Source organism: Pseudomonas sp. Irchel 3F3 (assembly GCF_900187545.1).
GTDB lineage: Bacteria > Pseudomonadota > Gammaproteobacteria > Pseudomonadales > Pseudomonadaceae > Aquipseudomonas > Aquipseudomonas fortuita.
The window spans coordinates 228,828-254,916 of record NZ_FYDS01000007.1; the positions used below are offsets into that span (position 1 = coordinate 228,828).

The window sequence follows — 26,089 nt, forward strand, 5'->3', positions numbered from 1 at the left end:
CAAGGGATCGCTTTCCCCTGTAGGAGCGGCCTTGTGCCGCGATGGGCTGCAAAGCAGCCCCTTGCGATTACAGCCCTTGCAGCAGGTCGGACATGTCGTCCGCGTGCTCTTCTTCCTGGGCCAGGATGTCTTCGAAGATGCGTCGGGTGGTCGGGTCTTTATCACCGATGTACTGGATGATCTCGCGGTAGCTATCAATGGCAATCCGCTCAGCCACCAGGTCTTCCAGCACCATTTCCTTCAGCGAATTACCCGCCACGTACTGGGCATGGGAGTTCTTGGTCAGGTTGTCGGGGTTGAAGTCCGGCTCGCCGCCAAGCTGCACGATGCGCTCGGCCAGCTTGTCGGCATGTTCGGCTTCCTGGTTCGCATGCTCCAGAAATTCCTGGGCAGCCACACTGGCTTTGATGCCGCTTGCCATGAAGTAGTGGCGCTTGTAGCGCAGTACGCAGACCAGCTCGGTGGCCAGCGACTCGTTCAGCAGGCGCAGGATTTCCTGACGGTCGGCGTGGTAGCCCTCGGTCACCGCGCCTTGCTCCACATGCTGGCGGGCACGTTCGCGCAGGGTTTTCACATCGGTCAGTTCAACGTTGCTCATGGTTATCTCCAGGCATATCAGGGTCAGGGTGGGGACGCAGGCTCACGCGCCGGGGACGGCGTCGCTGTCCTCTTGGCGTTGTTTACAAGTCTTGAACCCTTTGGCATCGACGTGGCCAGTGGCGTCGAAGCGCACGTAGTAGGGCTGTTGTTTGCCGTCGCGGTTGAGAATGTAGTCGTTGCAGGTGCCCCCGTGCGGCAGGTCGATCACATTCGATGGGCTGCCACCGATGGCGATGACCTTCTGCATGGTCATGCCGTGCTCCACCTGCTTGACCAGCGGCTCGTCGCGGTAGGTGACATAGTCCGCCGGGTTTTCCGGGCGGCTGCCACAGGCGGCCAGGGTGGCGCTTGCCAGAAGGATTGCCAGGGTCTGCTTGTACATGGTCCCGCTCCTTGCAAAGGGTCTGTGTGGTTTGGAACCACAGCGCGGGCCGGGAGTTCGATTGCGATGGTCATGATTGGCGCTGTAGTGTTGACCGGTCGTCCACGGAAAGGGGCTGGTGCAATGCAACAGGAATTGGCCACGCGATACCCGTTGGTGCTGGTGCCGGGCATGCTCGGTTTTGTCCGGCTAATGCTCTACCCCTACTGGTTCGGTATCGTGCCAGCCTTGCGCAAGGGGGGGGCGCAGGTGTTCCCGGTGCAGGTTTCGCCGCTGCATTCCAGCGAGGTGCGCGGCGAGCAGTTGCTGCTGATCATCGAGGATATCTGCACGCGTACCGGTGCCGAAAAGGTCAACCTCATCGGCCACAGCCAAGGTGCCCTGAGCGCGCGCTACGCAGCGGCCAGGCGGCCAGAGCGCGTGGCTTCGGTCACCTCGGTGGCCGGCCCCAACCACGGCTCGGAACTGGCTGACCACCTGGACCGCACGGCGCCTGGCGATTCACCCCAGGGGCGCATCCTCAAGGCTGTGTTGCAGGGTCTTGCCGTGTTGCTGGTGTGGCTGGAAACCGGCTGGCGCCGCGACCCGCTGCCGGTTGACCTGCACGCCTCGCACCAGTCGATGACCACTGCCGGGGTGGCGCTGTTCAACCAGGCATATCCCCAAGGGCTGCCGCAGACCTGGGGCGGGGAAGGGGCCTATGAAGTCGATGGTGTGCGTTATTACTCGTGGTCTGGCACCTTGCAGCCCGGCCTTACCGACCAGGGTCGCAACCGCTTTGACGGCAGCAATCGCTTCTGCCGCCTGTTTGCCCGCAGCTTCGTCAAAGAAAAGGGGCATTGCGACGGCATGGTCGGGCGTTTCAGTTCGCACCTGGGGCAGGTGATCGGCGACGACTACCCGCTCGATCACCTGGATATCGTCAACCAGTCTCTCGGCGCCGTGGGCAAAGGCGCCGAGCCGGTGCGGTTGTTCACCGAACATGCCGCCCGGCTGAAGGCTGCCGGGCTTTAGCGGCGTATCGGGGTGGTCCAGCGCTCGGCCAGCACTACCCCGGCCAGGGTCAGCAGGCCGCCGACCAGGTGATAGCGCGCCAGTTGCTCATCGAGCACCACGGCGGCGATCAGTGCGGTGACCAAGGGCAGCAGGTTGAAGAATAGCGTGGTGCGGCTTGGCCCCAGGCGATGCACGGCCTGCATCCACACCCGCGGCGCGATCATCGAGGCCAGCACGCAGGCATACAGCACCAGGCCGATATTACGGCTGTTCAGGCCCGTCTTGTCCGACAGCAGGAACAGCGGCAGCAGCACCACGATTGCCACCAGCACCTGCAAATACAGCAACTGCAGGGGTGGCAGGCGCAGTTGCCATTTCTTCAACAGGAAGCTGTACAGCGCATAGGCCAGGGTGGCGACCAGCATCAGCAAGTCGCCGCTGTTCAGGCCCTGCTGCAACAGGCTCGCGGGGTGACCGGCACTGACCACCTCCAGCACGCCGAAGAATGACACCACCGCACCCAGCAGGGCACCGTAGCTCAGGCGCTGGCCCAGCCAGGCGATGGACAGCGCCAGAGACATCAGTGGCATCAGCGAGAGGATGATCCCCATGTTGGTGGCGCTGGTGATGCCGGCGGCAAAGTAGGCCAGGCTCTGGTACATCGCCATGCCCAGCACGCCCAGCACGAACACCTTGCCCAGGTGTGGGCGGATGGCTGCGCGGTTGCGCCACACGGCGGGCAGCAGGAACGGCGTGAACAGCAAGCCGGCCAGCAGCCAGCGGTAGAAGCCGATTTCGGCAGGGTGGATGGCGCCGGCGGACATCTTGGTGACCACGGTGTTGCCGGCCCAGATGAGGATGGCGGTGAGGGGGAACAGGTAATTCATGTAGCGGGTTACTCATTGGGGCCTGGATTGGGGCTGCCTTGCAGGCCTTCGCGGGCTTGCCCGCTCCCACAGGGATATCACAGGCCTTGAGGCTGGCGCAGTTCCTGTGGGAGCGGGCAAGCCCGCGAAGGCCTGCAAGGCAGGCCTTCGATAGGCCTGTATTATCGAGTGTCTGTCCACAAGCCTATACTCTTATCCAGACAACCCACCCCGCAAAGCAGACAGCATGCCGCGCAAATACCTCGATATACCCCAATTCACCCAACTGCCGGCGCCGGTGTACTTCCGACACGATGAGTTCGTTGCCGATACCCACAGCGCCGTGCATAAACACGCCTGGGGCCAGCTGAACTACACCGCCCACGGCGTGATGCAACTGGAGGTCGCCGGCCAGCGTTTCCTGTCTCCGCCGCACTACGCCGTCTGGGTACCGCCCGATACCGCGCATGGCTGTTACAACCCCCAGGCCATCGTCTACCGCTCTATCTATCTACACCGCAGCCTGTGCGCAGCCCTGCCACCGCAACCGTGCAGCCTGATGATCAGCGATATCCTCAAGGCCATCCTCGGCGACTTCGCCCGGCGTGACCTCAAGGTGGCCGAGGACGAGCGCGACCAGCGCCTGGTGCAGGTACTGCTCGACCAGTTGCTGCTGGCGCCCGCCCAGGCCTGCTACCTGCCGTTTGCCCAAAGCGATGGCCTGCGCCAGGTACTGGACGCCCTCAGTGCCGAGCCGGGTGACAACCGCCCGCTGGCCGACTGGGCCGCCCGTGTGCATGTTAGCGAACGCACCCTGGCCCGCCAGTTTCTGCGCGAACTGGGCATCAGTTTTGGCGAGTGGCGCCTGCGCCTGCGTTTTCTGCGTGCCATCGAAGCGCTGGAGGCCGGCCTGCCCATTCAGGCCATTGCCTTCGACCTTGGCTACAGCAGCGCTTCGGCGTTCATCGCCATGTTCCAGCGCCAGGCCGAGTGCACGCCCGAGCAGTACCGCCGGCAGGCGCGGGCGGGGCGCTGAAAAATCTTGGCTACACTCAGCTCGACCCCCGTGCGTCGGGCACGGAGCCAAGGAGACTACTCCATGAAAGTGCTGCACATCCCATTACTGGCGCTGGCAGTGTTGTTCAGTGCCCAAGGCTTCGCGGCCAATACCGCGCAGCAGGAAAAAATGAAAACCTGCAATGCCGACGCTACTACCAAAGCCCTCAAGGGCGATGAGCGCAAAGCGTTCATGAGCACCTGCCTGAAGAAGGACGTGCCACACACCCAGCAAGAGAAGATGAAGACCTGCAACGCCGACGCCACGACCAAAGCCCTGAAGGGTGACGAGCGCAAGGCGTACATGAGCGACTGCCTGAAGAAGAAATGACCTGCGCCTATGCCTGCGCCGCCAAGGCTGGCAGACTGCGGGCATTCCCGCTGTCTGCCGTCGAGGCTGTATGACCTTTACCCCCCGTCAGATCACCCTGGCCAGCCTGTTCATCGTCATGGCCGGCCTGCTGCTGGCTTTGCCCCTTAAGTTGTTGCCCAGCCTGCTGGCTGGCCTGCTGGTGTTCGAACTGGTCAACATGCTGACCCCGCGCCTTCAGCCGCTGCTGGCCGGCCAGCGTGCGCGCTGGCTGGCCGTGGCGCTGCTTGGCACGCTGGTGGTCATTACCTTGACGCTGCTCATTGCCGGTGCCTTCAGCTTTTTGCTGCACGAGGCGGAAAACCCCGGCGCCTCGCTGGACAAGTTCATGGCCCTTGTCGAGCGTGCCCGCGGTCAGCTGCCGCCCTTCATCGAGGGCTACCTGCCCGCCAGTGCCGCAGAGTTCAAGGTCGCCATCGGCGACTGGATAAAAAGCCACCTGAGCGATTTGCAGCTGGTGGGCAAAGGCATGGCGCACATGTTCGTGACGCTGCTGATCGGCATGATTCTCGGCGCCATCATCGCCCTGCAGCGTATTCCCGATGTTTCCCGGCGCAAGCCCCTGGCGGCAGCGCTGTTTGAGCGCCTGAACCTGCTGGTGAAGGCGTTTCGCAACATCGTGTTCGCGCAGATCAAGATCTCGCTGCTCAACACGGCCTTTACCGGCATCTTCCTGGCGGTGGTGATGCCGCTGTTCGGCGTGCACCTGCCGCTAACCAAGACGCTGATCGTGCTGACCTTCCTGCTGGGCTTGCTGCCGGTGATCGGCAACCTGATGTCCAATACCCTGATCACCATCGTCGGCTTGTCGTTGTCGATCTGGGTGGCGGCGGCGGCGCTGGGTTACCTGATCGTTATCCACAAGGTCGAGTACTTCCTCAACGCGCGGATTGTTGGCGGGCAGATCAGCGCCAAGGCATGGGAACTGCTGCTGGCGATGCTGGTGTTCGAGGCGGCGTTCGGGCTGCCGGGGGTGGTGGCGGGGCCGATCTACTATGCCTACCTCAAGAGTGAGCTTAAGCGCGAAGAGCTGGTCTAACAGATTGTCGGGGCCGCGTTGCGGCCCCAAAATAGCTCAGGCTGCGCCGTAACGCTTGCGGGCCTCGATGGCCAGCCCGCTACCAATGCTGCCAAAGATGTTGCCTTCCACATGCCGCGCATTCGGCAGCATCGCCGACACACTGTTGCGCAGCGCCGGAATGCCGCTGGAGCCGCCCGTGAAGAACACCGTGTCTACCTGACTCTCGCTCACGCCAGCCTTGGCCAGCAGTTCGGTCACGCTGCCGCGTACGCGCTCAAGCAGGCCTTCGATGGCGTCTTCGAACAACGCTCGGGTCAGCTGCGCAGTCAGCTCGGGCTCGACACGGCGCAGGTCGATGTGGCGGCTGTCCTGTTCGGTCAGCTCGATCTTGCTGGCTTCCACTTCCATCGCCAGCCAGTGCCCGGCGCGCTGCTCGATCAGTTTGAACAGGCGGTCGATGCCGAAACTGTCCTCGATGTCATAGCGCATGCTGCCCAGCGCCAACTGCGACTTCTGCGAGTACAGGGCGTTGATGGTGTGCCAGGTGGCCAGGTTGAGGTGGTAGCTGGTGGGCATCAGTGCGCCGCTCTTCATGCGGCTACCGTAGCCGAACAGCGGCATCACGCCCTGCAGGCTTAGCTGCTTGTCGAAATCGGTACCGCCGATGTGCACGCCGCCGGTGGCGAGAATATCGCTTTGGCGCTCTGCGACCAGGTGGCGCTCGGGCGACAGGCGGATCAGGGTGAAGTCCGAAGTACCGCCGCCGATGTCGACGATCAGTACCAGTTCTTCACGGCTGATGCCCGACTCGTAGTCGAAGGCCGCGGCAATCGGCTCGTACTGGAACGACACATCCTTGAAGCCGATCTTGCGCGCCACGTCGGCCAGGGTGTCCTCGGCTTCCTGGTCGGCAGCCGGGTCTTCGTCGACGAAGAACACCGGGCGGCCCAGAACCACCTGGTCGAACTCGCGGCCAGCGGCGGTTTCGGCGCGCTTTTTCAGCTCGCCGATGAACATGCCCAGCAGGTCCTTGAACGGCAGGGCGCTGCCCAGCACGCTGGTGTCGTGCTTGATCAGCTTGGAGCCCAGCAGGCTCTTCAGCGAGCGCATCAGGCGGCCTTCGTAGCCTTCCAGGTATTCGTGCAGTGCCAGGCGGCCATACACCGGGCGCCGCTCTTCGATATTGAAGAACACCACCGAGGGCAAGGTGATCTTGCCGTCTTCCAGGGCAATCAGCGACTCCACGCCAGGGCGGTGCCAGCCGACCGTGGAGTTGGAGGTGCCAAAGTCGATGCCCAGGGCGCGGGCCGGGGATACGTCAGACATGGGAAATGGGCTTCCGGAGGCAAAACGGCCGCGCAGTGTATGCCAGTTGGCTACAGAATCAAGACCAGTCGTCTGCCTTGAGGCAAACCCAAGTCGGTCTTGAAAGGCTATGCTTGACCCCTATCTTCTGTTGCAACACGCACATTCACATTGGTGATCCACAAATGGACTTCAAAGACTATTACAAGATACTCGGCGTAGAGCCCACGGCGGACGAAAAGGCGATCAAGGCCGCGTACCGCAAGCTGGCGCGCAAGTATCACCCCGATGTCAGCAAGGAGCGCGACGCCGAGGACAAGTTCAAAGAGGCCAACGAGGCCTATGAAGTGCTGGGCGACGCGCAGAAACGTGCCGAGTTCGACGAAATTCGCAAGTATGGCGGCCAACATGGCCGACCGTTCCAGGCACCCCCGGGCTGGGAGAGCCGCGGCGGTGGCGGCGGCTTCGAGGGCGGCGACTTCTCCGACTTCTTCAGCTCGGTCTTCGGTGGGCGGGGTGGCAACCCCTTTGGTGGCGCCCGGCAGCAGCAACGCAGTGCCGGCAGGCGAGGGCAGGATGTGGAGCTGGAACTGGCAGTATTTCTTGAAGAGACCCTGAGCAAGGAGTCCAAGCAGATCAGCTTCCAGGTGCCGCAAACCAATGCCATGGGCCAACGCACCGGCTTCACTACCAAGACCCTGAACGTGAAGATTCCGGCCGGTGTTACCGACGGCGAGCGTATCCGCCTCAAGGGCCAGGGCGCGCCGGGCAGCGGTGGTGCGGCCAATGGCGACCTGTTCCTGACCATCCGCATGGCACCGCACCCGCTGTTCGATGTCGAAGGCCATGACCTGATCATTACCGTGCCGCTGGCACCGTGGGAGGCGGCCCTGGGCACCAAGGTGGCGGTGCCGACCCTGGAAGGCAAGATCAACCTCACCATCCGCCCCGACAGCCAGAGCGGTCAGCGCCTGCGCGTGCCGGGCAAAGGCCTGGCGAACAAGCGCGGTGAGCGCGGCAACCTATACGCGCAACTGAAAGTGGTCATGCCGCCGACCTCCGATGAGGCTGCCCGCGAACTGTGGACGAAGCTTTCCGAGAAAGCGGCGTTCAACCCGAGGACACAATGGAGTAAGTGATCATGAGCAGCACCCTGATCGTTCAACTGGACATGCGTACCCTGTGTCAGGAAGCCGATGTCACGGCTGACTGCGTGATCGAAATCGTCGAACACGGCATTGTCGAACCCTCCGGGCGAACGCCTGAGGACTGGTTGTTCGACGATCAGGCGCCGTTGTTGGCCAAACGCGCGGTGAAGTTGCACCAGGAGCTGGAGCTTGAGTGGGAAGGGGTGGCGTTGGCGCTGGAGCTGTTGCAGGAAGTGCAGCAGTTGCGCAGCGAAAACAGCATGCTGCGCCAGCGGCTGGGCAGGTTCACCCAGATATGAGTGTGTTTGCCTGCACCAGCCTCTTCGCGGGACAAGCCCGCTCCCACAGGTACTCCGCTGAATCTCAAGCGAGTGGGGTATCTGTGGGAGCGGGCTTGCCCCGCGAAGAGGCTGGTTCAGCCGGCATCAATTTCAGGTCGGTTCGGTTCCGGGGTTCAGCACCAGTTGCATGAAGGTCAGGTCCAGCCAGCGGCCAAATTTCACCCCCACCTGCGGCATCTGCCCGGTCACCACGAAGCCCAGCCGCTCATGCAGGCGCACCGACGCCGCGTTGCCACTCTCGATGGCTGCCACCATCACATGCTTGCCGCACCCGCGCGCACGCTCGACCAGCGCTGCCATCAATACCGGCCCCAGCCCTTTGCCACGCTGGTCGCCGCGGATATACACCGAGTGCTCCACGGTGTTGCGAAAGCCCTCGAACGGCCGCCAGTCGCCAAACGAGGCATAACCGAGCACGCCACTGTCGTCCACCGCCACCAGTATCGGATACCCCTGCTGCGCCCGTGCTTCAAACCAGGCCTGGCGGTTGCCGAGGTCCACCGGGGTTTCGTTCCAGATCGCCGTGGTATTGCGCACTGCGTCGTTATAGATGTCGAGGATGCCCGGCACGTCGGTGGGCAGGGCGTCGCGGATTTGGTAACTCATGACAGGGTCTCGCAGGGTCGTTGCTTGCAGATTAAATGGTTACCAAGCCACGCACACCTTCGGCTTGCATGTTTTCGCCACGGCCGTGCTGCACGATCTCGCCACGGGCCATGACCAGGTACTGGTCGGCCAGTTCCTCGGCAAAGTCGTAGAACTGCTCCACCAGCAGGATCGCCATGTCGCCGCGCTCGGCCAGGCGGCGGATGACGGCACCGATTTCCTTGATTACCGAGGGCTGGATGCCCTCGGTCGGCTCGTCGAGAATCAGCAGCCGTGGGCGGCTGGCCAGGGCGCGGCCGATTGCCAGCTGTTGCTGCTGGCCGCCAGACAGGTCGCCGCCACGGCGCTGTTTCATTTGTTCCAGCACCGGGAACAGCTCGTAGATGAACGCGGGGACTTCGCGCGCCTCACGGGCCGGGAAGCGTGACAGCCCCATCAGCAGGTTCTCCTCGACGGTGAGACGCGGGAAAATTTCGCGGCCTTGGGGCACGTAGGCGATGCCGGCCTGCACCCGTTGCTGGGGCTTGAGGCGGGTAATGGGCTTGCCCTCCCATTCGATGCTGCCGTCACGGGCGGGTACCAGGCCCATCAGGCAGCGCAGCAGGGTGGTCTTGCCCACGCCGTTGCGGCCCAGCAGGCAGGTGACTTCGCCGACCTTGGCTTCGAACGACAGGCCACGCAGGATGTGGCTGCCGCCGTAGTATTGGTGCAGGGTGTCGATTTTCAGCATGTCATGTCCTTGGTGTTTTTGTTGTGGCTGCACCGGCCCTTTCGCGGGACAAGCCCGCTCCCACAGGTTCACCACAGTTTTGGAATGAGTGATTTCCCTGTGGGAGCGGGCTTGTCCCGCGAAAGGGCCGGTGCAGGCTGCTTGAATCATCGGCCCAGATACACCTCGACCACCCGCTCATCCGCCTGCACCTGCTCCAGCGACCCTTCTGCCAGCACGCTGCCCTGGTGCAGCACGGTCACATGATCGGCAATGCTCCCCACAAAGCCCATGTCATGCTCCACCACCATCAGCGAATGCTTGCCAGCCAGGCCTTTGAACAGCTCGGCGGTAAATTCGGTCTCGGCATCGGTCATGCCGGCCACCGGCTCATCCAGCAGCAGCAATTGCGGCTCCTGCACCAGCAGCATGCCAATCTCCAGAAACTGCTTTTGCCCGTGTGACAGCAAGCCGGCCTGGCGCTGGGCCAGGGGCAGCAGGCGCAAGGTGGTCAGCACTTCTTCGATGCGCTGGCGCTGCTCACTGCCCAGGCGCGCCGCCAGGCTGGCCCATACCGACTTGTCGGTCTTCAGCGCCAGCTCCAGGTTCTGGTATACCGTCAACGCCTCGAACACCGTGGGCTTCTGGAACTTGCGACCAATACCTGCCTGGGCGATCTGGTACTCGCTCATGCGCGCCAGGTCGAGGGTGTCGCCAAAGAAGGCGCTACCGGTGTCCGGGCGGGTCTTGCCGGTGATCACGTCCATCATCGTGGTCTTGCCGGCACCGTTGGGGCCGATGATGCAGCGCAGCTCGCCCACGCCGATGTACAGGTTCAGCCCGTTGAGCGCCTTGAAACCATCGAAGCTGACGCTGATGTCCTCCAGGCTCAGCACCGTGCCGTGGCGGGTGTCCAGGCCCGCCTCGCGGCGGCTGCCCAGGCCAATGGCATCGCGGCCGGCCCCGAGGTTGTCGAAGATCGGTTCAAGCATGAATTCGGGGTGAGCAGGGGGCACGCCTCTCATGGCTGACTCCTTTTTTTCAACAAGCCGACCACGCCCTTGGGCAGGTACAGGGTGACGAGGATGAACAGCGCGCCCAGGAAGAACAGCCAGAACTCCGGGAAGGCCACGGTGAACCAGCTCTTCATGCCATTGACCAGGCCGGCGCCGAGCAGCGGGCCGATCAGCGTGCCGCGCCCGCCCAAGGCCACCCACACGGCGGCTTCGATGGAGTTGGTCGGCGACATTTCGCTGGGGTTGATGATGCCCACCTGCGGCACATACAACGCGCCCGCCAGGCCGCAGAGTACGGCGCTTAGCACCCACACCAGCAACTTGAAGCCGCGCGGGTCGTAACCGCAGAACATCAGGCGGTTCTCGGCGTCGCGCACGGCGGTGAGCAGGCGGCCGAACTTGCTGCGGGTCAGGCGCCAGCACAGGTACAGGCTGGCCAGCAGCAGGCCGACGGTGAGCAGGAACAGCACCGCGCGGGTCCCTTGGGCGGCAATGTCGAAGCCCAGGATGGTGCGGAAGCTGGTGAAACCGTTGTTGCCGCCAAAGCCGGTTTCGTTGCGGAAGAACAGCAACATGCCGGCGAAGGTCAGGGCCTGGGTCATGATCGAGAAGTACACGCCCTTGATCCGCGAGCGGAAGGCGAACCAGCCGAACACCAGTGCCAGCAGCCCAGGCGCCAGCACCACCAGGCACAGCGCCCAGGCGAAATGCTGGGTACCGGCCCAGTACCACGGCAGCTCGGTCCATGACAGGAAGGTCATGAACCCCGGCAGGCCATCACCGGCCGCCTGGCGCATCAGGTACATGCCCATGGCGTAGCCGCCCAAGGCGAAGAACAGGCCGTGACCCAGCGACAGCAGGCCGGCATAGCCCCAGACCAGGTCCAGGGCCAGGGCGACGATGGCGTAGCAGAGGATCTTGCCGACCAGGGTCAGGGTGTAGGCCGATACCTGTAGCACGTGATCCGCCGGCAGCAGGGACAGCAGCGGCAGGGCCAGCAACAACAGGACGACGATGGCGCCGATGGCCAGGGTCAGGCGTGGCCCGGCCTTTTGCGTAGCGGTGACAAGCAGTGGCTGGTTCATCAGTCGATTACCCGTCCCTTGAGGGCGAACAGGCCTTGCGGGCGCTTCTGGATGAACAGAATGATCAACGCAAGGATGAGTATCTTGCCGAGCACGGCACCGATCTGCGGCTCCAGCAATTTGTTGGCGATGCCAAGGCCGAATGCGGCCCAGAGGCTGCCTGCCAGTTGCCCGACGCCACCCAGCACCACCACCAGGAACGAGTCGATGATGTAGCTCTGGCCCAGGTCCGGGCCGACGTTGCCGACCTGGCTCAGTGCCACGCCGCCGAGCCCGGCGATGCCAGAGCCCAAGCCGAAGGCGAGCATGTCGACGCGCCCGGTGGACACGCCGCAGCAGGCGGCCATGTTGCGGTTCTGGGTGACCGCGCGCACGTTCAGGCCCAGCCGCGTACGGTTGAGCAGCAGCCAGGTGAGCAGCACCACGGCGAGGGCGAAGCCGATGATGACCAGGCGGTTGTAGGGCAGTACCAGGTTAGGCAGCAGCTGGATACCGCCCGACAGCCACGCCGGGTTGCTGACCTCGACGTTTTGCGCGCCGAACAGCAGGCGGATGGCCTGAATCAGGATCAGGCTGATGCCCCAGGTGGCCAGCAGGGTTTCCAATGGGCGGCCGTAAAGGTGGCGAATGACCGTGCGCTCCAGCGCCATGCCCACGCCGGCACTGACCGCGAAGGCTACCGGCAGGGCAATCAGCGGGTAGAACTCGATAGCGCCCGGGGCGTAGCGCTGCACCAGCACCTGGACCATGTAGGTGCTGTAGGCGCCGAGCATCAGCATCTCGCCGTGGGCCATGTTGATCACCCCGAGCAGGCCGAAGGTGATCGCAAGGCCCAGTGCCGCCAGCAGCAGGATCGAGCCCAGCGACAGGCCACTGAACGCCTGGCCGAGCAGTTCGCCGACCAGCAGCTTGCGCTTGACCTGGGCCAGGCTGGTCTCGGCAGCAGTACGCACGCCCGGGTCGGCTTCTGCGTCGGGTTGCAGCAGCGCTTCAAGGCGGGTGCGGGCCACCGGGTCACCGGTTTCGCCCAACAGGCGCACGGCGGCCAGGCGTACTGCCGGTTCGCTGGCGCCCAGTTGCAGGTTGGCCAGGGCCAGGCCGATGGCGGCGTGTACGGCGGCATCCGGCTCGCTGGCGAAGCGCCGGTCGAGGAAGGCCATTTGCGCGGGTTGTGCGCTTTTTTGCAGTTGTTGGGCGGCGGCCAGGCGCGTTTCGCTGTTGTCGCTGAGCAACTGGTGGCTGGCCAGGGCGTTGTCGATCAGGCCGCGCAGGCGGTTGTTCAGGCGTACCTTGCGGGTGTCGTCAGTGCCAATGCGGCCCTGGCGCAGGTTGTCCAGCAGCGGCACGCGCGCGGCATCGGGTTGCGCCGCCCAGCTTTCGAGCAGGCGAGCCTGCTCGGCGGGCTTGGCAGTGAGGAAGAATTCGCCCTCGCTGGCCTGGGTGGCCATGGGGAGTAGCAGAAGCAGGGTGAGCAGCATTCTGAGCATGCGGGCAATCCTGGAATACAGTGGTGGATTCTTCGCGGGCTTGCCCGCTCCCACAGGTATTTCACTGGTCCAGAGGGCAGTGGGGACCTGTGGGAGCGGGCAAGCCCGCGAATGGGCCGCATAGCGGCCCCAGTGCACTCAGTTACCTTTCACTGCGTAGTCAGGTCGCTTGTCATTGCCTGGAATGAACGGGCTCCAAGGCTGCGCGCGCAGCGGCTGCTCGGTTTCCCACACCACACTGAACTGCCCGTCATCCTGGATCTCGCCGATCATTACCGGTTTGTGCAGGTGGTGGTTGGTCTTGTCCATGGTCAGGGTAAAGCCCGACGGCGCCTTGAAGCTCTGCCCGGCCAGTGCTTCACGCACTTTGTCGACATCGGTGGACTTGGCCTTCTCGGCGGCCTGCGCCCACATGTGGATGCCCACGTAGGTGGCTTCCATCGGGTCGTTGGTCACCGCCTTGTCAGCGCCTGGCAGGCCCTTGGCCTTGGCGTAGGCCTTCCAGTCGGCGACGAATTTCTGGTTCACCGGGTTATCCACCGACTCGAAGTAGTTCCAGGCAGCCAGGTGGCCCACCAGCGGTTTGGTGTCGATACCGCGCAGTTCTTCTTCGCCCACCGAGAACGCCACCACCGGTACGTCGGTGGCCTTCAGGCCCTGGTTGGCCAGTTCCTTGTAGAACGGCACGTTGGAGTCGCCGTTGACCGTGGAGATGACCGCGGTCTTGCCGCCGGCGGAGAACCTCTTGATGTTGGCAACGATGGTCTGGTAATCGGCGTGGCCGAACGGGGTGTACACCTCTTCGATGTCCTTGTCGGCCACGCCTTTGCTGTGCAGGAAGGCCCGCAGGATCTTGTTGGTGGTGCGCGGGTAGACGTAGTCGGTGCCCAGCAGGAAGAAGCGCTTGGCGCTGCCGCCATCTTCGCTCATCAGGTATTCAACGGCTGGAATAGCCTGCTGGTTGGGGGCGGCGCCGGTGTAGAACACATTCGGCGACATCTCCTCGCCCTCGTACTGCACCGGGTAGAACAGCAGGCCGTTGAGTTCTTCGAACACCGGCAGCACCGACTTGCGCGACACCGAGGTCCAGCAGCCGAACACCACGGCGACCTTGTCCTGGGTCAGCAGCTGGCGGCTCTTTTCGGCGAACAGCGGCCAGTTGGAGGCCGGGTCGACCACCACCGGTTCGAGCATCTTGCCGTTGACCCCGCCTTTGGCGTTGATCTCGTCGATGGTCATCAGCGCCATGTCCTTGAGCGAGGTCTCGGAAATGGCCATGGTCCCCGACAGCGAATGCAGGATGCCAACCTTGATGGTCTCGGCGGCCTGGATACTCCAGCTCAGGCCCATCGCCGCAATCGATGCGCTGAGGGTAAAGGCCTTGATCAGACTGCGACGCTTCATGTGCTCTCTCCGCTGAGTTTTTTTGGTTTTGGCCAAGCGGGGAGGGCGTTGCAAGGGGTGTGCCTAGTGGCGCAAGGGGCGTGATAGAGGGGTTGTGCGAGGTGTTGGGGCGTTTGCGAGGCCCAGGTTGGTGCCTGGGACATCGATGTGCACAGGATTGGGGCCGCTGTGCGGCCCATCGCGACACAAGGCCGCTCCCACATCTGACGGCGTGTGGGAGCTGCCTTGTGTCGCGATGGGCTGCAAAGCAGCCCCTGGGCCATCAGCCGTTACGCATAGCCGAACGCGGATGGCGCCTGCTGCGTACAAACTGATAGGTCACCGCCAGCAATACGAACCAGATCGGCGTTACCACCAACGCCGAGCGGGTATCTGCTTCCAGGCTCAGCAACACCAGAATGAAGGCGAAGAACGCCAAACACACGAAGCACATGAAGCGCCCGCCCGGCATCTTGTACTTCGACGCCTGGTGCAGCGCCGCGCGGTTCTTGCGGTACTTCAGGTACGACAGCAGGATCAGCGTCCAGACGAACATGAACAGCACCGCCGAAACCGTGGTCACCAGGGTGAACGCCTCGACCACGTTTGGCACCAGATAGATCAGCACCGCGCCCAGCAGCAGGCAGGTGCACGAGAAATACAGGCCGTTGGCCGGCACCGAACGGCTCGACAGTTTTTCGAATGCCTTGGGCGCGTCACCTTCTTGCGACAGGCCGTAGAGCATGCGGCTGGTGGAGAACACGCCACTGTTGGCCGACGAGGCCGCCGAGGTCAGCACCACGAAGTTGATGATGCTGGCCGCCGCAGGCAGGCCAGCCAGCACGAACAGCTCCACGAACGGGCTCTTGCCCGGTACCACGTCGCGCCATGGGGTCACGGCCATGATCGCGATCAGCGCCAGCACGTAGAACACGATGATGCGGATCGGGATCGAGTTGATCGCCCGCGGCAGGGTGCGTTCCGGGTTCTTGGCTTCGGCGGCGGTGGTACCCACCAGCTCGATGCCGACGAAGGCGAACACGGCAATCTGGAACCCGGCGAAGAAGCCCATCAGGCCATGGGGGAACATGCCGCCGTCATTCCACAGGTTGGCCAGCTGTGCAGTGCGCCCGCTGGGCGAGGTGAAGCCGGTGATGACCATGTACAGGCCGGTAGCGACCAGGCCGAGGATGGCGATGATCTTGACCAGGGCGAACCAGAATTCCATCTCGCCGAACATTTTTACCGTCACCAGGTTCAGCGACAGCAGCAGCCCTACGCAGGTCAGCGCCGGTATCCACTGCGGCAGGTCGGGGAACCAGAATTGTGTATAGGCTGCGATGGCGACCACGTCGGCGATACCGGTGACCACCCAGCAGAACCAGTAAGTCCAGCCGGTGAAGTAACCCGCCCAGGGGCCGAGCAGGTCGGCCGAGAAGTCGATGAACGATTTGTAGTTCAGGTTCGACAGCAGCAGTTCGCCCATGGCGCGCATGACGAAGAACAGCATGAAGCCGATGATCATGTAGACGAAGATGATCGACGGGCCCGCCAGGCTGATGGTTTTGCCCGAGCCCATGAACAGGCCGGTCCCGATTGCGCCGCCGATGGCGATCAGCTGGATATGGCGGTTGGTCAGGTTGCGTTGCAGGTGCTGCTCTTCTTGTGGTTTGGGTGAAATTGCGGTCATAAGCTGCATTCCCTTGAAAGTCGCCGGCTAGGCTAACACGGGCGTTCCAATTCGAGATCGCGACAGATCGACACGATCTTCAGATGGCAGCCGTGCTTTCGCAGGAAAAGTTCGAGACCTTCACCGGCCTCTTCGCGGGCATGCCCGCTCCCACAGGTATCGCGCCACGCCTGAGGGCGGCAGAGATCCTGTGGGAGCGGGCAAGCCCGCGAAGAGGCCAGTGCAGGTTATGCAGGGCTCAGGCGCGGGCCAGCTCCCGGCGGCGGCGCACTACCAGGCTGTCCACCACCCACATCACCACCATCGACACCCCCACCAACGGGAACATCACCCCCAGCACCAGCATCACGCCCACCGCCGCCTTCCAGCGCGGCAGGTCATGGCGCAGCGGTGGCACGCCCAGCCCGCCTTCAGGCCGGCGCTTCCACCACATCACCAGCCCGCTCACCGAACCGAGCAGAATCATCAGGCACACCCCCAGGATGATGATCTGGTTGAACGCCCCGAACATCTTGCCCTCGTGCAGCATTACGCCCATCTCGGTGGCGCGGGCGACCGGGCTGTAGTCTTGCCAGCGCACATCGGCCAGGACCTTGCCGGTGTACTGGTCGACATGCAGGGTAGCGTCGTTGCGCGGGTCGTCGGCGAACACGGCAATGGTGAACACACCGTCTGCCGTAGTCGGCAGGGTAATGCTGTAGCCAGGCTCGACCTGGCGGGAGGTGGCGATGTCTTCGACCTGCTGCACGCTCACCTGGGGTGCTGCGGGCTTGTCCGACATCATGTGGTGCCCAGCGTGCGCGGCGTGTGCGCCGGACTGCGGCATCGGTGTGTTTTCCATCGCCCAGGGCACGGTCTGGCGGTGCGCGTTGTTCAGCTCACCTGCCTGCTGGTCAGACTTGGGCACGTCGTTCCACATGGCTGCCGGGAAACGGTTCCACAAATCGGCGTACTGCTTGCCCCATAGGCCGGTCCAGGTCATGCCGCTGACCAGCATCAGCAACAGCAGGGCCGAACCCCAAAAGCCTGTTACCGCGTGCAGGTCGCGCCAGAACAGCCGGCCGCGTGCCGACAGCCGTGGCCACAACACGCCAGCGCCATTGCGCCCGCGTGGCCACCACAAGTACAGGCCCGACACCACCAGCACGATGCCCCAGCCTGCGGCCAGTTCCACCAGGCGGTCACCGACCGTGCCGACCATCAGCTCGCCATGCAGGGCGCGGGCGATGGCCTGCAGGTTCTGCTTGCCGTCCTGCTCGCCGAGGATCTTGCCACTGTACGGGTCAACGAACACGTTCAGTTCGCGCCCCCCGTCATGCACCACGAACTGCGCACTGCGCTCGGCGTTCAGCGGGGGCAGGTACTGGCCGACGTGGCCTTCGGGGTAGGCCTGGCGCACTTCGGCCAGCATCGCATCGGCGCCCTGCCGATGGTGGCCGGCTTCGACCACCATCAGGTCGCGGTACAGCAGCGGGTCGAGCTGCGGCTTGAACAGGTAGATGATCCCGGTAATCGCCAACAGGATCATGAACGGGGCCACGAACAGCCCCGCATAAAAGTGCCAACGCCAGGCCAGGTTATAGAAATTGGTGCGTGTTCCTCTCATGGGAACCTCCTGTTTGACCAGCAGAGGGGCGCAACCGAAGCTGCGCCCGTGGTTGTTGTCAGAAGCTGAAATCGACCTTGGTCCAGAAGGTCGTGCCTGGCTCGTTGACCGGCTGTGGGTCTGTAGCCGGGTAGCCGAACCCGGCGTTCCCGGCCAGGTTCAAGTGCTCGGCGTAGGTTTTGTCGAACAGGTTGTCGACCCCTGCGCTGAGCTTGAGGTTGTTGTTCACCTTGTAGGCGCCGTTCAGGGAGAACACGCCAAAGCCGGCGCTCTTGTCATAGTCCTTGCCGACCACGTTGCCCTGGTTCTCGGCGATGCGGTTCTGCGCAGCCACCAGCCGCCACAGTGCGCCGACGCTCCACACATCGCGGCTGTAGGTCAGGCCCAGGCGGCTTTCCAGGGGCGGCATTTGCGGTAACGCTTTGCCGTCACTGCTGTTCTTGCCCCACGCATAGGCCAGCGTGCCGTCGGCCTTCCAGTTTTCCGTCAGTTGGTAGGCCGCACCCAGTTCGCCACCCATGATGCGGGCATCGATGTTCTGTGCCTGGGAAGTGCTCATGCCCATCATGCCGGTGCGGTAGTCGAACAGGATGTAGTCGCGGATCTGCCCCACATAACCCGAAGCCCAGGCTTCAAGGCGTTCGGTGCGGTACTGGATGCCGAAGTCGAGCTGGGTGGTTTTCTCTGGCTTGATGCCGTCGAAGGCATTGGCCGAACCGGGTGGCGCCAGCTTTGGCGAGAACAGCTCCCAGTAGTCGGGGAAGCGCTGGGCATGGCCGAGGCCGATGTAGGTGGTGGCCGGGATGGCTGCCAGATCGTGCTCGTAGCGGATAAAACCGCTGGGCAGGGTGTCGGCGCGGGTATCGCCTTCGGTGGCGCTGCCTTGGCGGAAGTCGCGGGCCGAGGCGCGGTCCAGGCGGGCACCGGTGATCAAACGGTCCTCACCGCTGACGTACCAGGTCAGTTCGCTGAAGGCGCCGTAGTTGTGGAAGTCGGCGTCCTTGGTCCAGGCCTGGCCCTTGTGTGCGTCCACACCCATGCCGCCACGTTGGCGGTGTTCGTTGGTTTGCGCGTCGATGCCGCTGATCAGCTGCACTTCGGCCCAGCGCCAGGTGGCCTTTATGCGTGCACCCAGGGTGCGGCGATCGACGTTGCTGACCATCGGCATGCCCATCATGCCGCTGCCGGACGGGGTACGCAGGCTGTAGTTGTCCATCACATGATCGGCGTAGTTGTAGTAAACCTGCGCCTCGACCTTGTCGAGCACCTCGCCGAGGTTGGACTTTTCAAACCGCAGGCCCAGGCTTTCACGCTTGAACTGCGAGCCGTCCATGCCGCGCCCGGCATAGCGGGCCTCGCCATCGCCCTTGCCGGCGGTGAGCTCCAGCAGGGTGTCCTGGTCGGGCGTCCAGCCGAGGGCAACATCGCCGTTCCATTTTTCCCAGCGTGACGGCACGGTGTCGTCGTTGCCGTCGTGGTAGTCATCCGACCGTGACTGGTTGCCGACGAAGCGGGCGTAGGCCTGGCTGTTGCCGGCGGCGGCGTCCAGCACCTTGTCGAAGCGGCCATTGGAACCTGCCAGCAGGCTGGCGTTTACGCGGCTGCCGAGGGGGCCGAACTTTTCCGGTTCACGTTCGAAGAGGATGGTGCCTGCCGAGCCGCCCGGCCCCCAGATCACGCTTTGCGGGCCCTTGATCACGGTCAGGCGGTCGTAGGTTTCCGGTGAAATGTAGGAGGTGGGGGCGTCCATGCGGTTGGGGCAAGCGCCCAGCATCAGGCCGCCGTTGGTGAGGATGTTCAGGCGCGAGCCAAACATGCCGCGCAACACCGGGTCGCCGTTGGTGCCGCCTGCACGGATCGCCGAGAAGCCGGGGATGGTCTTCAGGTAGTCGGCGCCGTCGCTGGCCGGCACTGGCTGGCGCGGGTCTTTCGGGTTGGTGACCACGGTCAGTGGCGAACTTGGGGCCACGGCAGTTATCACCGTGGGGCTCAGCTCGGGAGCATCGTGCCCATGGCCTTCATGGCCAGGGTCGGCGGCCAGGGCCACGGGCGCGAGCAACGAGCCGCACACGACGGCGAGGGTCCCACGCAGGGACAAGGCAAAAACAGGGGTGCAGCCGGACATAATGATTCCAGTCGATCAGTCATGAATTAGCGCGAAGCCTCCTGGCTTCGTGCACAAAAATGTGGGTTCAGACGCTGATCGAGGAAGGCGGGGCGCGGCTGCGCGCACCGGGGAATACAGCCTGCCGGGCATGGCCCTGGTGCGTTGGTGCAAGCAGGTGGGTGGTGGGGGCGACGCTGCCGGCGCTGAGCGGGCTGAGGGCCTGGGGCAGGGCCGGGCAGTTGAACAAGAGGCTGCAATAACCGCACTTTTCCCACATCACATGCAGCTGGCCATCGCCGCCGTGGCCGTGATGGGCGTCGCCGCCATGCTCATGGGCAGCCGCCATCGGCATGTCCATCGGCATGCTCATACCGGCGTGGTGGTCCATCGGCATCGACTGGGAAATCAGCGGGCCGATGAAAATCATCCACATGGCGAACAGGCTCAGCCATCCGCCACCGGCGCGCCTGCGGTCAGGGCGGGTGGTACGGCTGATGCTGTTGCGCGGCAGGCTCATGGCGAGTGCCTGTCAGCAGGTGTCAGTGCGCGTGTTCGTGGGCTTGCGGCTGGTCCGCCGGCGCCTGCTTCTGCACGGCCACTTCGACGGTGATGTCGCCGGCCTTTTCGAAATGCAGGGTCAACGGGAAGCGCTTGCCGTCGCTGAGCAGGCTGCGGTCTTTTGGCTGCATCAGCATCACGTGGTAGGCGCTGGGGGCGAAGGTCAGGTCCTTGCCGGCAGGCACCACCACGCTGGGCACTTGCTGCATTTTCATGGCGCCGCTGGCGCTCATGGCATGCTCGTGCAGTTGCGCGTCATCGCTGATGGGGCTGTCGACGCTCAGCAGGCGGTCATCGGCCTGGCCATTGTTGTGCACCACGAAATACGCGGCGACATTGGGGGCGTTGGGGGGCAACTGCAGCGACCAGGGGTGGGCGATGTGCAGGTCGCCCACGCTGTATTCGTGGGCATTGGCAAAGGCGCCGGGCAGCAGCAGGGCGGCCATGACGAGGGCGTGCTTGAGCATGGTGAATCTCCGTTGTGTTCAGGTTCAGGCAGACAGCGTGATGAACTCAGGCCAGCGGAGAGGCACGGGGGTTTAGCGCGGGCCAGAGCTGGCGCGGCGTGGGTTGGTAGTCGGCGGGGGGCGGCAGCAGGCCGGCAAACAGTGTTGGCGGGTTGTGCAGTTGCGGCGGGTAGCCGGGCAGGGCCAGCAGCGGCGCTGCGCCGGAGCAGCACCAGCAATTCATCATGCTGGCGCTGTCGTCGCTTTGCGGGCCGAGGTCGATCTTGGCCAGGGCCTGGACATCGACCTTGGCTTTGTTGGCCATGCTGGAACAGAAAGCCCCCCACAGCAGCTGCTCTGCCGGGCCCTTGGGCACGGCAGAGGCCAGCGGCATGGCCAGCAGGTTGAACAGCACTGCAAGGCAGGCTATCCAGGCGATGGGCCGACGTGGGGGCATGGAGAGATCCGGTCAGGAATCGTGGTGGCTATTGTAAGGCGCAGTATAGGTAAAAAAGGCAGGGTGCGGTGAAGTGACGCAGGTGGTCGGGTATGGGGGCTGCTGCGCAGCCCATCGCGGCACAAGGCCGCTCCTGCAGAAGTGCCGCAGCCTCGAATACTGCGCTGTCATGTGGGAGCGGCCTAGTGCCGCGAATGGCCGCAGAGCGGCCCCGGCAATCTCAAGCCTTGTTGCGGCCCATCAGGCCACGGACGGTTTCCTGCAGATCCGCCGGCAACACCACCACCTTGGCGTTGTTGCTGCTCGCCAGGTTCTCCATGGCCCCGACATAGCGCTCACCCAGCAAATACATCGCCGGCACGGTTTCGTTGCCCACGGCCTCCTTGACCAGCGAAATCGCCCGCGCCGAAGCCTCGGCCAGGCTGATCTGCGCTTCGGCATCCAGCCTGGCGGCCTGCAGGCGAGCTTCCGCTTCAAGGATCGCGGCCTGCTTGGCGCCTTCGGCGCGGGTCACATCGGCTTTGCGCTCACGCTCGGCCGCCGCCTGGCGCTCCATGGCCAGTTGCATGTTTTCCGAAGGCTTGATGTCCTGGATTTCCACCGAGCGCACGGTCACGCCCCAGTCTTCGGTCTGCTCCGACATTGCCTCGCGCAGGCGTGCCTTGATCTGCTCGCGGCTGGACAGCGCTTCGTCCAGGTCCATGGCGCCGACGATGGCGCGTAGCGACGTCATGGTCAGGCTGGTGACGGCGAACGAGAAGTTCTGCACGCCATAGGAGGCCTTCTGCGGGTCGACCACCTTGGCGAAGCACAGGGCGTTGGCAACGATGACGGCATTGTCCCGGGTGATGATTTCCTGCTGCTGTACATCGAGGATGATGTCTTTGGTCGGCAGGCGATAGGCGACCACATCCATGTACGGGATTAGGATGTTCAGGCCGGGCTTGAGGGTGCTGTGGTAGCGGCCCAGGCGCTCGACGATCCACTCCTCGCCCTGGGGCACGATGCGTACCCCCTTGAACACGGTGATCAGGACGAACAGGGCGATGGCGCCGACGACGATGAGGCTGGTCATAATGCGAAATTCCTTTTAGTGCGGATTCAGGCCCGGATGACGCGGGCGATGTTCCCCTCGATGGCGGTCAGGCGCACCCGTTCGCCGGCGGCGATCTGGCTATCGGCGATGCAGGTCCATTCTTCGCTGCCAAGGATCGGCTTCTGGAAACGCACGCGGCCTTTCTGGAACTCCGAAACGCCAGCGGTCAGCAAGCCCACCTCGCCGATCACGCTGTCGGCGGTCCAGCGCACGTCTGGCTGCTTGCGCCGGAACACGTTGAACCACAGCGCGGTGGTGGCCGATGACAGCACGACCCACAGCAGGCCCTGCATGTCCAGTTGCAGGCTGGGGGCGGCAAGCGAGATGAGAGAGACCAGCACGGCACCGATGCCGAACCAGAGGATGAAGAACGTTGGCAAGACCAGTTCGAGCAGGATCAGCGCGATGCCGAAGACCAGCCAGATCCACCATTGCATTTCCATATGGGTGAAACCTTCCGGGGGAGGGGCGTTGAGTTTACGGCAGCAGTACGACCCAGAGCCACGTGCGGGGTTGAAAGAAATATCCGAAAGGGCTGTAGGGCAACGGTCATATACAGGTTTCAAGACGGGTACGGTCTTTTGTGGGAGCGGGCGTGCCCGCGCAGAAGACGACTCGATGTATGGCACCGGCTTCGCCGGTGTTCGCGGGCTTGCCCGCTCCCACAGGGATCTCTAGCGTGCTTGCGAGATGTGTTGATGCAGGTCGAGTGCTGCTGCCATGTCAGCCTGCGATTCGAATGCGCGGTCAATATCCGGCAACCCCGGGCGCTTGAGGATCAGCACCGGCAGACCAAGTTCCCGCGCTACCTCGAGCTTCGGCTCGGTCGCCACACTGCCGCTGTTCTTGCTGATCAGCACATCGATACTGCGGCGTTGGAACAGTGCCCGTTCATCTTCAATGTTGAATGGCCCACGCGCGCCAATCACTTCGCAGCGCGCGTTTCCAGGGCACGCTTCCAGCGCCCGCAAGGTCCAGAACTGCTCCGGCGGAATCTCGTCCAGATGCTGTAGTGGCTCACGCCCCAACGTGAACAGCGGTCTGCGAAACGGCTTGAGTGCTTCGATCAGCCCTGCCCAGTCCTCGACTTCGCGCCAATCATCCCCCGCTTGCGCCTGCCAGGCCGGGCGGCGCAAGGCCCAGCACGGGATGCCGGCGCTACGTGCAGCACTGGCAGCATTGCGGCTGATCTGCGCGGCATAGGGATGGGTGGCATCGATCAGCAGGGTGATGCCTGCCTCGCGCAGGTAGTTGGCCAAGCCCTCGGCACCGCCAAAGCCCCCGACCCGTACCTGGCATTGCAGGTCCTGCGGCACACGACCGATACCGGCCAGGCTATAGACATGCTGAGGGCCGAGCCGGCGGGCGATGGCGAGGGCTTCGGTGACACCGCCCAGTAGCAGGATGCGCGCAGTCATTGCACACCTGCCCGGCCGACGATGCCGCCTTGGCGGTCGATGGCGAACACTTCCACTTGCACCAGCGCCGGCACGACGCTGCGGGCGAAGGCCAGGGCGTGGGCGCACACCGCGTCACCCAAGGCAATGCCGGCCGCATGAGCCAGTGCAAGCGCTTGCTGGCTGGTGTTGGCGCCGATGATGGCTGCCTGCAGTGTTTCGTCAGCGCCAATGTCGGCAGCCCAGCCGGCCAGTTGCGGCAAGTCGATGCTGGAGTGGCGGCTGTGCAGGTCCATGTGCCCGGCGGCCAGTTTGCTGATCTTGCCGAAACCGCCACACAGGGTCAGGCGTGGCACCGGCACCTTGCGCAGGTGCTTGAGCACTGCACCGACAAAATCGCCCATCTCGATCAGGGCGATTTCCGGCAGCCCGTAGACCCGGCGCATGGTGTCTTCGCTGGCGTTGCCGGTGCACGCGGCGATGTGCGTGTAGCCGTTGGTGTGGGCTACATCGATACCCTGGTGGATCGAGGCGATATAGGCCGCACAGGAGAACGGCCGCACGATGCCGCTGGTGCCAAGGATCGACAGCCCGCCGAGGATGCCCAGGCGCGGGTTCATGGTCTTGAGCGCGAGTTGGTCGCCGCCCTGCACATTGACCGTGACCTCGAAACCACCGAGGTAGCCGCACGCGTCGGCCAGGCGTTGCAGGTGTTCAGTGATCATGCGCCGTGGCACCGGATTGATGGCCGGCTCACCCACCGCCAGCACCAGCCCCGGGCGGGTCACGGTGCCGACGCCGGTGCCGGCGACAAAGCGGATGCCCGGCTCGCCCAGCAAGCGCACCTGGCTGTAGAGCAGGGCACCGTGGGTCACGTCCGGGTCGTCGCCAGCATCCTTGAGGGTGCCGGCTTCGGCACGCTCGCCAATCAGGCGGCAGAATTCCAGGCGCATCTGCACCACCTTGCCCTTGGGCAGGGTAATGCTGACGGCGTCGCTGCTTTCGCCGATCAGCAGCAAGCGAGCGGCTGCCAGGCTGGTGGCGGTGGCGCAGCTGCCGGTGGTCAGGCCGCTGCGCAGGGGCGCGGGCTGTTCGCGGGTTTCTTCACGCATCGACGGGTTTCACCACTTCCAGCAGGGTGATCGGCAGCGCCTGGCGCCAGGTGTCGAACGCGCCCAAGGGCTGGGCATGGGCGACATGGATGCGGGTCAGCTCACCACCGTGCTGTTCGCGAAAATGCGCCAGGGCCAGTTCGCTCTGCAAGGTCACCGCGTTGGCTACCAGCCGCCCGCCGGGGCGCAGGTTTGCCCAGCACAGGTCCAGCACGCCTTCGCGGGTGACGCCGCCACCAATGAAGATTGCATCAGGCTGCTCCAGGCCTTGCAGTGCTGCAGGCGCCTTGCCGCAGATCAGCTGCAGGCCGGGTACACCCAGCGCGTCACGGTTGTGTTCGATGAAGCCTTGCCGGCCTTCATCGGCCTCGATGGCCAAGGCGCGGCAGGCCGGGTGGGCGCGCATCCATTCGATGCCGATCGACCCGCAGCCCGCGCCCACGTCCCACAGCAGTTCGCCGGGCTGAGGCGCCAGGCGCGCCAGCGTGATGGCGCGGACATCGCGTTTGGTCAGCTGGCCGTCGTGCCGGAAGGCGCTGTCCGGCAGCCCGGCCAGGCGGTGCAGGCGTGGGGCATCGGGCGTGGCCAGGCACTCGATGGCCACCAGGTTGAGCGCAGCGATCTCGGCGTGCGGCCAGTCCTGGGCGGTGCCGGCCAGTTCGCGTTCTTGCTGGCCTCCCAGGTGCTCCAGCACCCGCAGGCGGCTTGGCCCGAAGCCACGCTCGCGCAGCAGCGCGGCAATGGCCGCCGGGCTGTCGCCATCGTTGCTCAGCACCAACAGGCGCACACCGCTGTGCAGGTGGGCATTGAGCGCCGACAGTGGCCGGGCCACCAGCGACACCACCTGCATCTCCTGCAGCGGCCAGCCCAGGCGGGCGGCGGCCAGGGCGCAGGAGGAGGGCATCGACAGCACACGCATCTCACTGGCAGGCACCTGCCGCGCCAGGCTGGCGCCGACACCGAAGAACATCGGGTCGCCGCTGGCCAGCACGCACACTGGCTCGCCGCGCAGGGCCAGCACCGGGCCCAGGGAAAACGGGCTTGGCCAGCCCAGCCGTTCGCCGGGCACGCAGCGCGGCAGCAAGTCCAGCTGGCGCGGGCTGCCGAAGATCCGCGCAGCGCCCAGCAGCGCGCGCCGGGCCTGCTTGCCCAGGCCACTGAAGCCGTCTTCGCCGATGCCTACTACTGTCAGCCAGGGTGCCATGTATTTCATTCCGCCATTTTTTGGGGCCGCTTCGCGCCCTTTCGC

At 64.3% G+C, this 26,089-nt stretch carries 27 protein-coding genes; 6 read left to right on the plus strand and 21 right to left on the minus strand.

Going from position 1 to position 26,089, the window contains the following annotated elements; genetic code table 11:
* Positions 1–67 precede the first annotated feature (67 nt).
* Together CKW35_RS17110 and osmE are read right to left on the minus strand one after the other, a co-directional pair.
* On the minus strand, positions 68–598 hold the full coding sequence (locus CKW35_RS17110) for a bacterioferritin (protein ID WP_016489413.1): 531 nt from the start codon (positions 596–598) through the stop codon (positions 68–70).
* Between the two features lie 42 nt (positions 599–640).
* Positions 641–982 (minus strand): osmotically-inducible lipoprotein OsmE, encoded by a 342-nt coding sequence (osmE, locus tag CKW35_RS17115; RefSeq protein ID WP_016489412.1) that lies wholly within the window; start codon positions 980–982, stop codon positions 641–643.
* A gap of 123 nt (positions 983–1,105) precedes the next feature.
* Here osmE and CKW35_RS17120 point away from each other — a divergent pair, with 123 nt between their 5' ends.
* On the plus strand, positions 1,106–1,996 hold the full coding sequence (locus CKW35_RS17120) for a triacylglycerol lipase (protein WP_016489411.1): 891 nt from the start codon (positions 1,106–1,108) through the stop codon (positions 1,994–1,996).
* Here the strand turns inward: CKW35_RS17120 and CKW35_RS17125 are convergent.
* A complete protein-coding gene (locus tag CKW35_RS17125; protein ID WP_016489410.1) occupies positions 1,993–2,865 on the minus strand; it encodes a DMT family transporter in 873 nt (290 codons plus the stop codon). The two genes, CKW35_RS17120 and CKW35_RS17125, sit on opposite strands and share 4 nt — an antisense overlap.
* Before the next feature lie 226 nt (positions 2,866–3,091).
* On the opposite strand from CKW35_RS17125, the gene CKW35_RS17130 reads away from it, so the two are divergent.
* From CKW35_RS17130 to CKW35_RS17140, 3 genes are all read left to right on the plus strand, one after another.
* Complete coding sequence (locus tag CKW35_RS17130) at positions 3,092–3,880, plus strand: helix-turn-helix transcriptional regulator (RefSeq protein ID WP_095116465.1); 789 nt, start codon at positions 3,092–3,094, stop codon at positions 3,878–3,880.
* Positions 3,881–3,943: 63 nt separating this feature from the next.
* The gene (locus CKW35_RS17135) at positions 3,944–4,231 is read left to right on the plus strand and encodes a PsiF family protein (protein ID WP_016489408.1); all 288 of its coding nucleotides are present in this window, start codon (positions 3,944–3,946) and stop codon (positions 4,229–4,231) included.
* Positions 4,232–4,301: 70 nt separating this feature from the next.
* On the plus strand, positions 4,302–5,309 hold the full coding sequence (locus tag CKW35_RS17140; RefSeq protein WP_023046919.1) for an AI-2E family transporter: 1,008 nt from the start codon (positions 4,302–4,304) through the stop codon (positions 5,307–5,309).
* A 36-nt stretch (positions 5,310–5,345) separates the two neighbouring features.
* On the opposite strand, the gene CKW35_RS17145 is transcribed toward CKW35_RS17140, so the two are convergent.
* A complete protein-coding gene (locus CKW35_RS17145) occupies positions 5,346–6,617 on the minus strand; it encodes an Hsp70 family protein (protein WP_016489406.1) in 1,272 nt (423 codons plus the stop codon).
* Positions 6,618–6,781: 164 nt separating this feature from the next.
* Here CKW35_RS17145 and cbpA point away from each other — a divergent pair, with 164 nt between their 5' ends.
* Both cbpA and CKW35_RS17155 read left to right on the plus strand, forming a co-directional pair.
* Entirely contained in the window at positions 6,782–7,735 is a 954-nt protein-coding gene (gene cbpA / locus CKW35_RS17150; protein WP_016489405.1) for a curved DNA-binding protein, read from the plus strand.
* Between the two features lie 2 nt (positions 7,736–7,737).
* On the plus strand, positions 7,738–8,043 hold the full coding sequence (locus CKW35_RS17155) for a chaperone modulator CbpM (RefSeq protein WP_016489404.1): 306 nt from the start codon (positions 7,738–7,740) through the stop codon (positions 8,041–8,043).
* A 132-nt stretch (positions 8,044–8,175) separates the two neighbouring features.
* On the opposite strand, the gene CKW35_RS17160 is transcribed toward CKW35_RS17155, so the two are convergent.
* The 17 genes from CKW35_RS17160 to cbiE all read right to left on the minus strand — a co-directional run bounded on the left by CKW35_RS17160 (position 8,176) and on the right by cbiE (position 26,044).
* The gene (locus tag CKW35_RS17160) at positions 8,176–8,691 is read right to left on the minus strand and encodes a GNAT family N-acetyltransferase (RefSeq protein WP_016489403.1); all 516 of its coding nucleotides are present in this window, start codon (positions 8,689–8,691) and stop codon (positions 8,176–8,178) included.
* A 31-nt stretch (positions 8,692–8,722) separates the two neighbouring features.
* The gene (gene urtE / locus CKW35_RS17165; RefSeq protein WP_023046921.1) at positions 8,723–9,421 is read right to left on the minus strand and encodes an urea ABC transporter ATP-binding subunit UrtE; all 699 of its coding nucleotides are present in this window, start codon (positions 9,419–9,421) and stop codon (positions 8,723–8,725) included.
* A 146-nt stretch (positions 9,422–9,567) separates the two neighbouring features.
* Positions 9,568–10,425, minus strand: a complete 858-nt coding sequence (gene urtD / locus CKW35_RS17170; protein WP_095116467.1) for an urea ABC transporter ATP-binding protein UrtD — start codon at positions 10,423–10,425, stop codon at positions 9,568–9,570.
* Positions 10,422–11,501, minus strand: coding sequence for an urea ABC transporter permease subunit UrtC (gene urtC, locus CKW35_RS17175; protein ID WP_016489400.1), 1,080 nt, complete (start codon positions 11,499–11,501; stop codon positions 10,422–10,424). Before urtC ends, urtD begins: the two co-directional genes overlap by 4 nt.
* Positions 11,501–12,988, minus strand: a complete 1,488-nt coding sequence (urtB, locus tag CKW35_RS17180) for an urea ABC transporter permease subunit UrtB (RefSeq protein ID WP_016489399.1) — start codon at positions 12,986–12,988, stop codon at positions 11,501–11,503. Before urtB ends, urtC begins: the two co-directional genes overlap by 1 nt.
* A 138-nt stretch (positions 12,989–13,126) precedes the next feature.
* Positions 13,127–14,392, minus strand: a complete 1,266-nt coding sequence (gene urtA / locus CKW35_RS17185; protein ID WP_095116469.1) for an urea ABC transporter substrate-binding protein — start codon at positions 14,390–14,392, stop codon at positions 13,127–13,129.
* Between the two features lie 262 nt (positions 14,393–14,654).
* Positions 14,655–16,061 carry a D-serine/D-alanine/glycine transporter gene (gene cycA, locus CKW35_RS17190; RefSeq protein ID WP_095116471.1) on the minus strand — a complete coding sequence of 469 codons (1,407 nt, stop codon included), beginning with the start codon at positions 16,059–16,061 and terminating at the stop codon, positions 14,655–14,657.
* Between the two features lie 238 nt (positions 16,062–16,299).
* Positions 16,300–17,667: a PepSY domain-containing protein gene (locus tag CKW35_RS17195; protein ID WP_095116473.1), complete on the minus strand. Its 1,368-nt coding sequence runs from the start codon at positions 17,665–17,667 to the stop codon at positions 16,300–16,302.
* A 58-nt stretch (positions 17,668–17,725) separates the two neighbouring features.
* Positions 17,726–19,792 carry a TonB-dependent copper receptor gene (locus CKW35_RS17200; protein WP_095116475.1) on the minus strand — a complete coding sequence of 689 codons (2,067 nt, stop codon included), beginning with the start codon at positions 19,790–19,792 and terminating at the stop codon, positions 17,726–17,728.
* 67 nt (positions 19,793–19,859) lie between these two features.
* On the minus strand, positions 19,860–20,291 hold the full coding sequence (locus tag CKW35_RS17205) for a DUF2946 domain-containing protein (RefSeq protein WP_016489395.1): 432 nt from the start codon (positions 20,289–20,291) through the stop codon (positions 19,860–19,862).
* A 22-nt stretch (positions 20,292–20,313) separates the two neighbouring features.
* Positions 20,314–20,799 (minus strand): copper chaperone PCu(A)C, encoded by a 486-nt coding sequence (locus tag CKW35_RS17210; protein ID WP_016489394.1) that lies wholly within the window; start codon positions 20,797–20,799, stop codon positions 20,314–20,316.
* A gap of 46 nt (positions 20,800–20,845) precedes the next feature.
* Entirely contained in the window at positions 20,846–21,235 is a 390-nt protein-coding gene (locus CKW35_RS17215; RefSeq protein ID WP_016489393.1) for a DUF2946 domain-containing protein, read from the minus strand.
* Between the two features lie 220 nt (positions 21,236–21,455).
* Positions 21,456–22,310, minus strand: coding sequence for an SPFH domain-containing protein (locus tag CKW35_RS17220; protein ID WP_016489392.1), 855 nt, complete (start codon positions 22,308–22,310; stop codon positions 21,456–21,458).
* 26 nt (positions 22,311–22,336) lie between these two features.
* The gene (locus CKW35_RS17225; protein WP_095116477.1) at positions 22,337–22,774 is read right to left on the minus strand and encodes an NfeD family protein; all 438 of its coding nucleotides are present in this window, start codon (positions 22,772–22,774) and stop codon (positions 22,337–22,339) included.
* A 231-nt stretch (positions 22,775–23,005) separates the two neighbouring features.
* The gene (locus CKW35_RS17230) at positions 23,006–23,749 is read right to left on the minus strand and encodes a cobalt-precorrin-6A reductase (protein WP_016489390.1); all 744 of its coding nucleotides are present in this window, start codon (positions 23,747–23,749) and stop codon (positions 23,006–23,008) included.
* Positions 23,746–24,840 carry a cobalt-precorrin-5B (C(1))-methyltransferase gene (locus CKW35_RS17235; protein WP_016489389.1) on the minus strand — a complete coding sequence of 365 codons (1,095 nt, stop codon included), beginning with the start codon at positions 24,838–24,840 and terminating at the stop codon, positions 23,746–23,748. Before CKW35_RS17235 ends, CKW35_RS17230 begins: the two co-directional genes overlap by 4 nt.
* Complete coding sequence (gene cbiE, locus CKW35_RS17240) at positions 24,833–26,044, minus strand: precorrin-6y C5,15-methyltransferase (decarboxylating) subunit CbiE (protein WP_095116479.1); 1,212 nt, start codon at positions 26,042–26,044, stop codon at positions 24,833–24,835. Before cbiE ends, CKW35_RS17235 begins: the two co-directional genes overlap by 8 nt.
* Between the last annotated feature and the right edge of the window lie 45 nt (positions 26,045–26,089).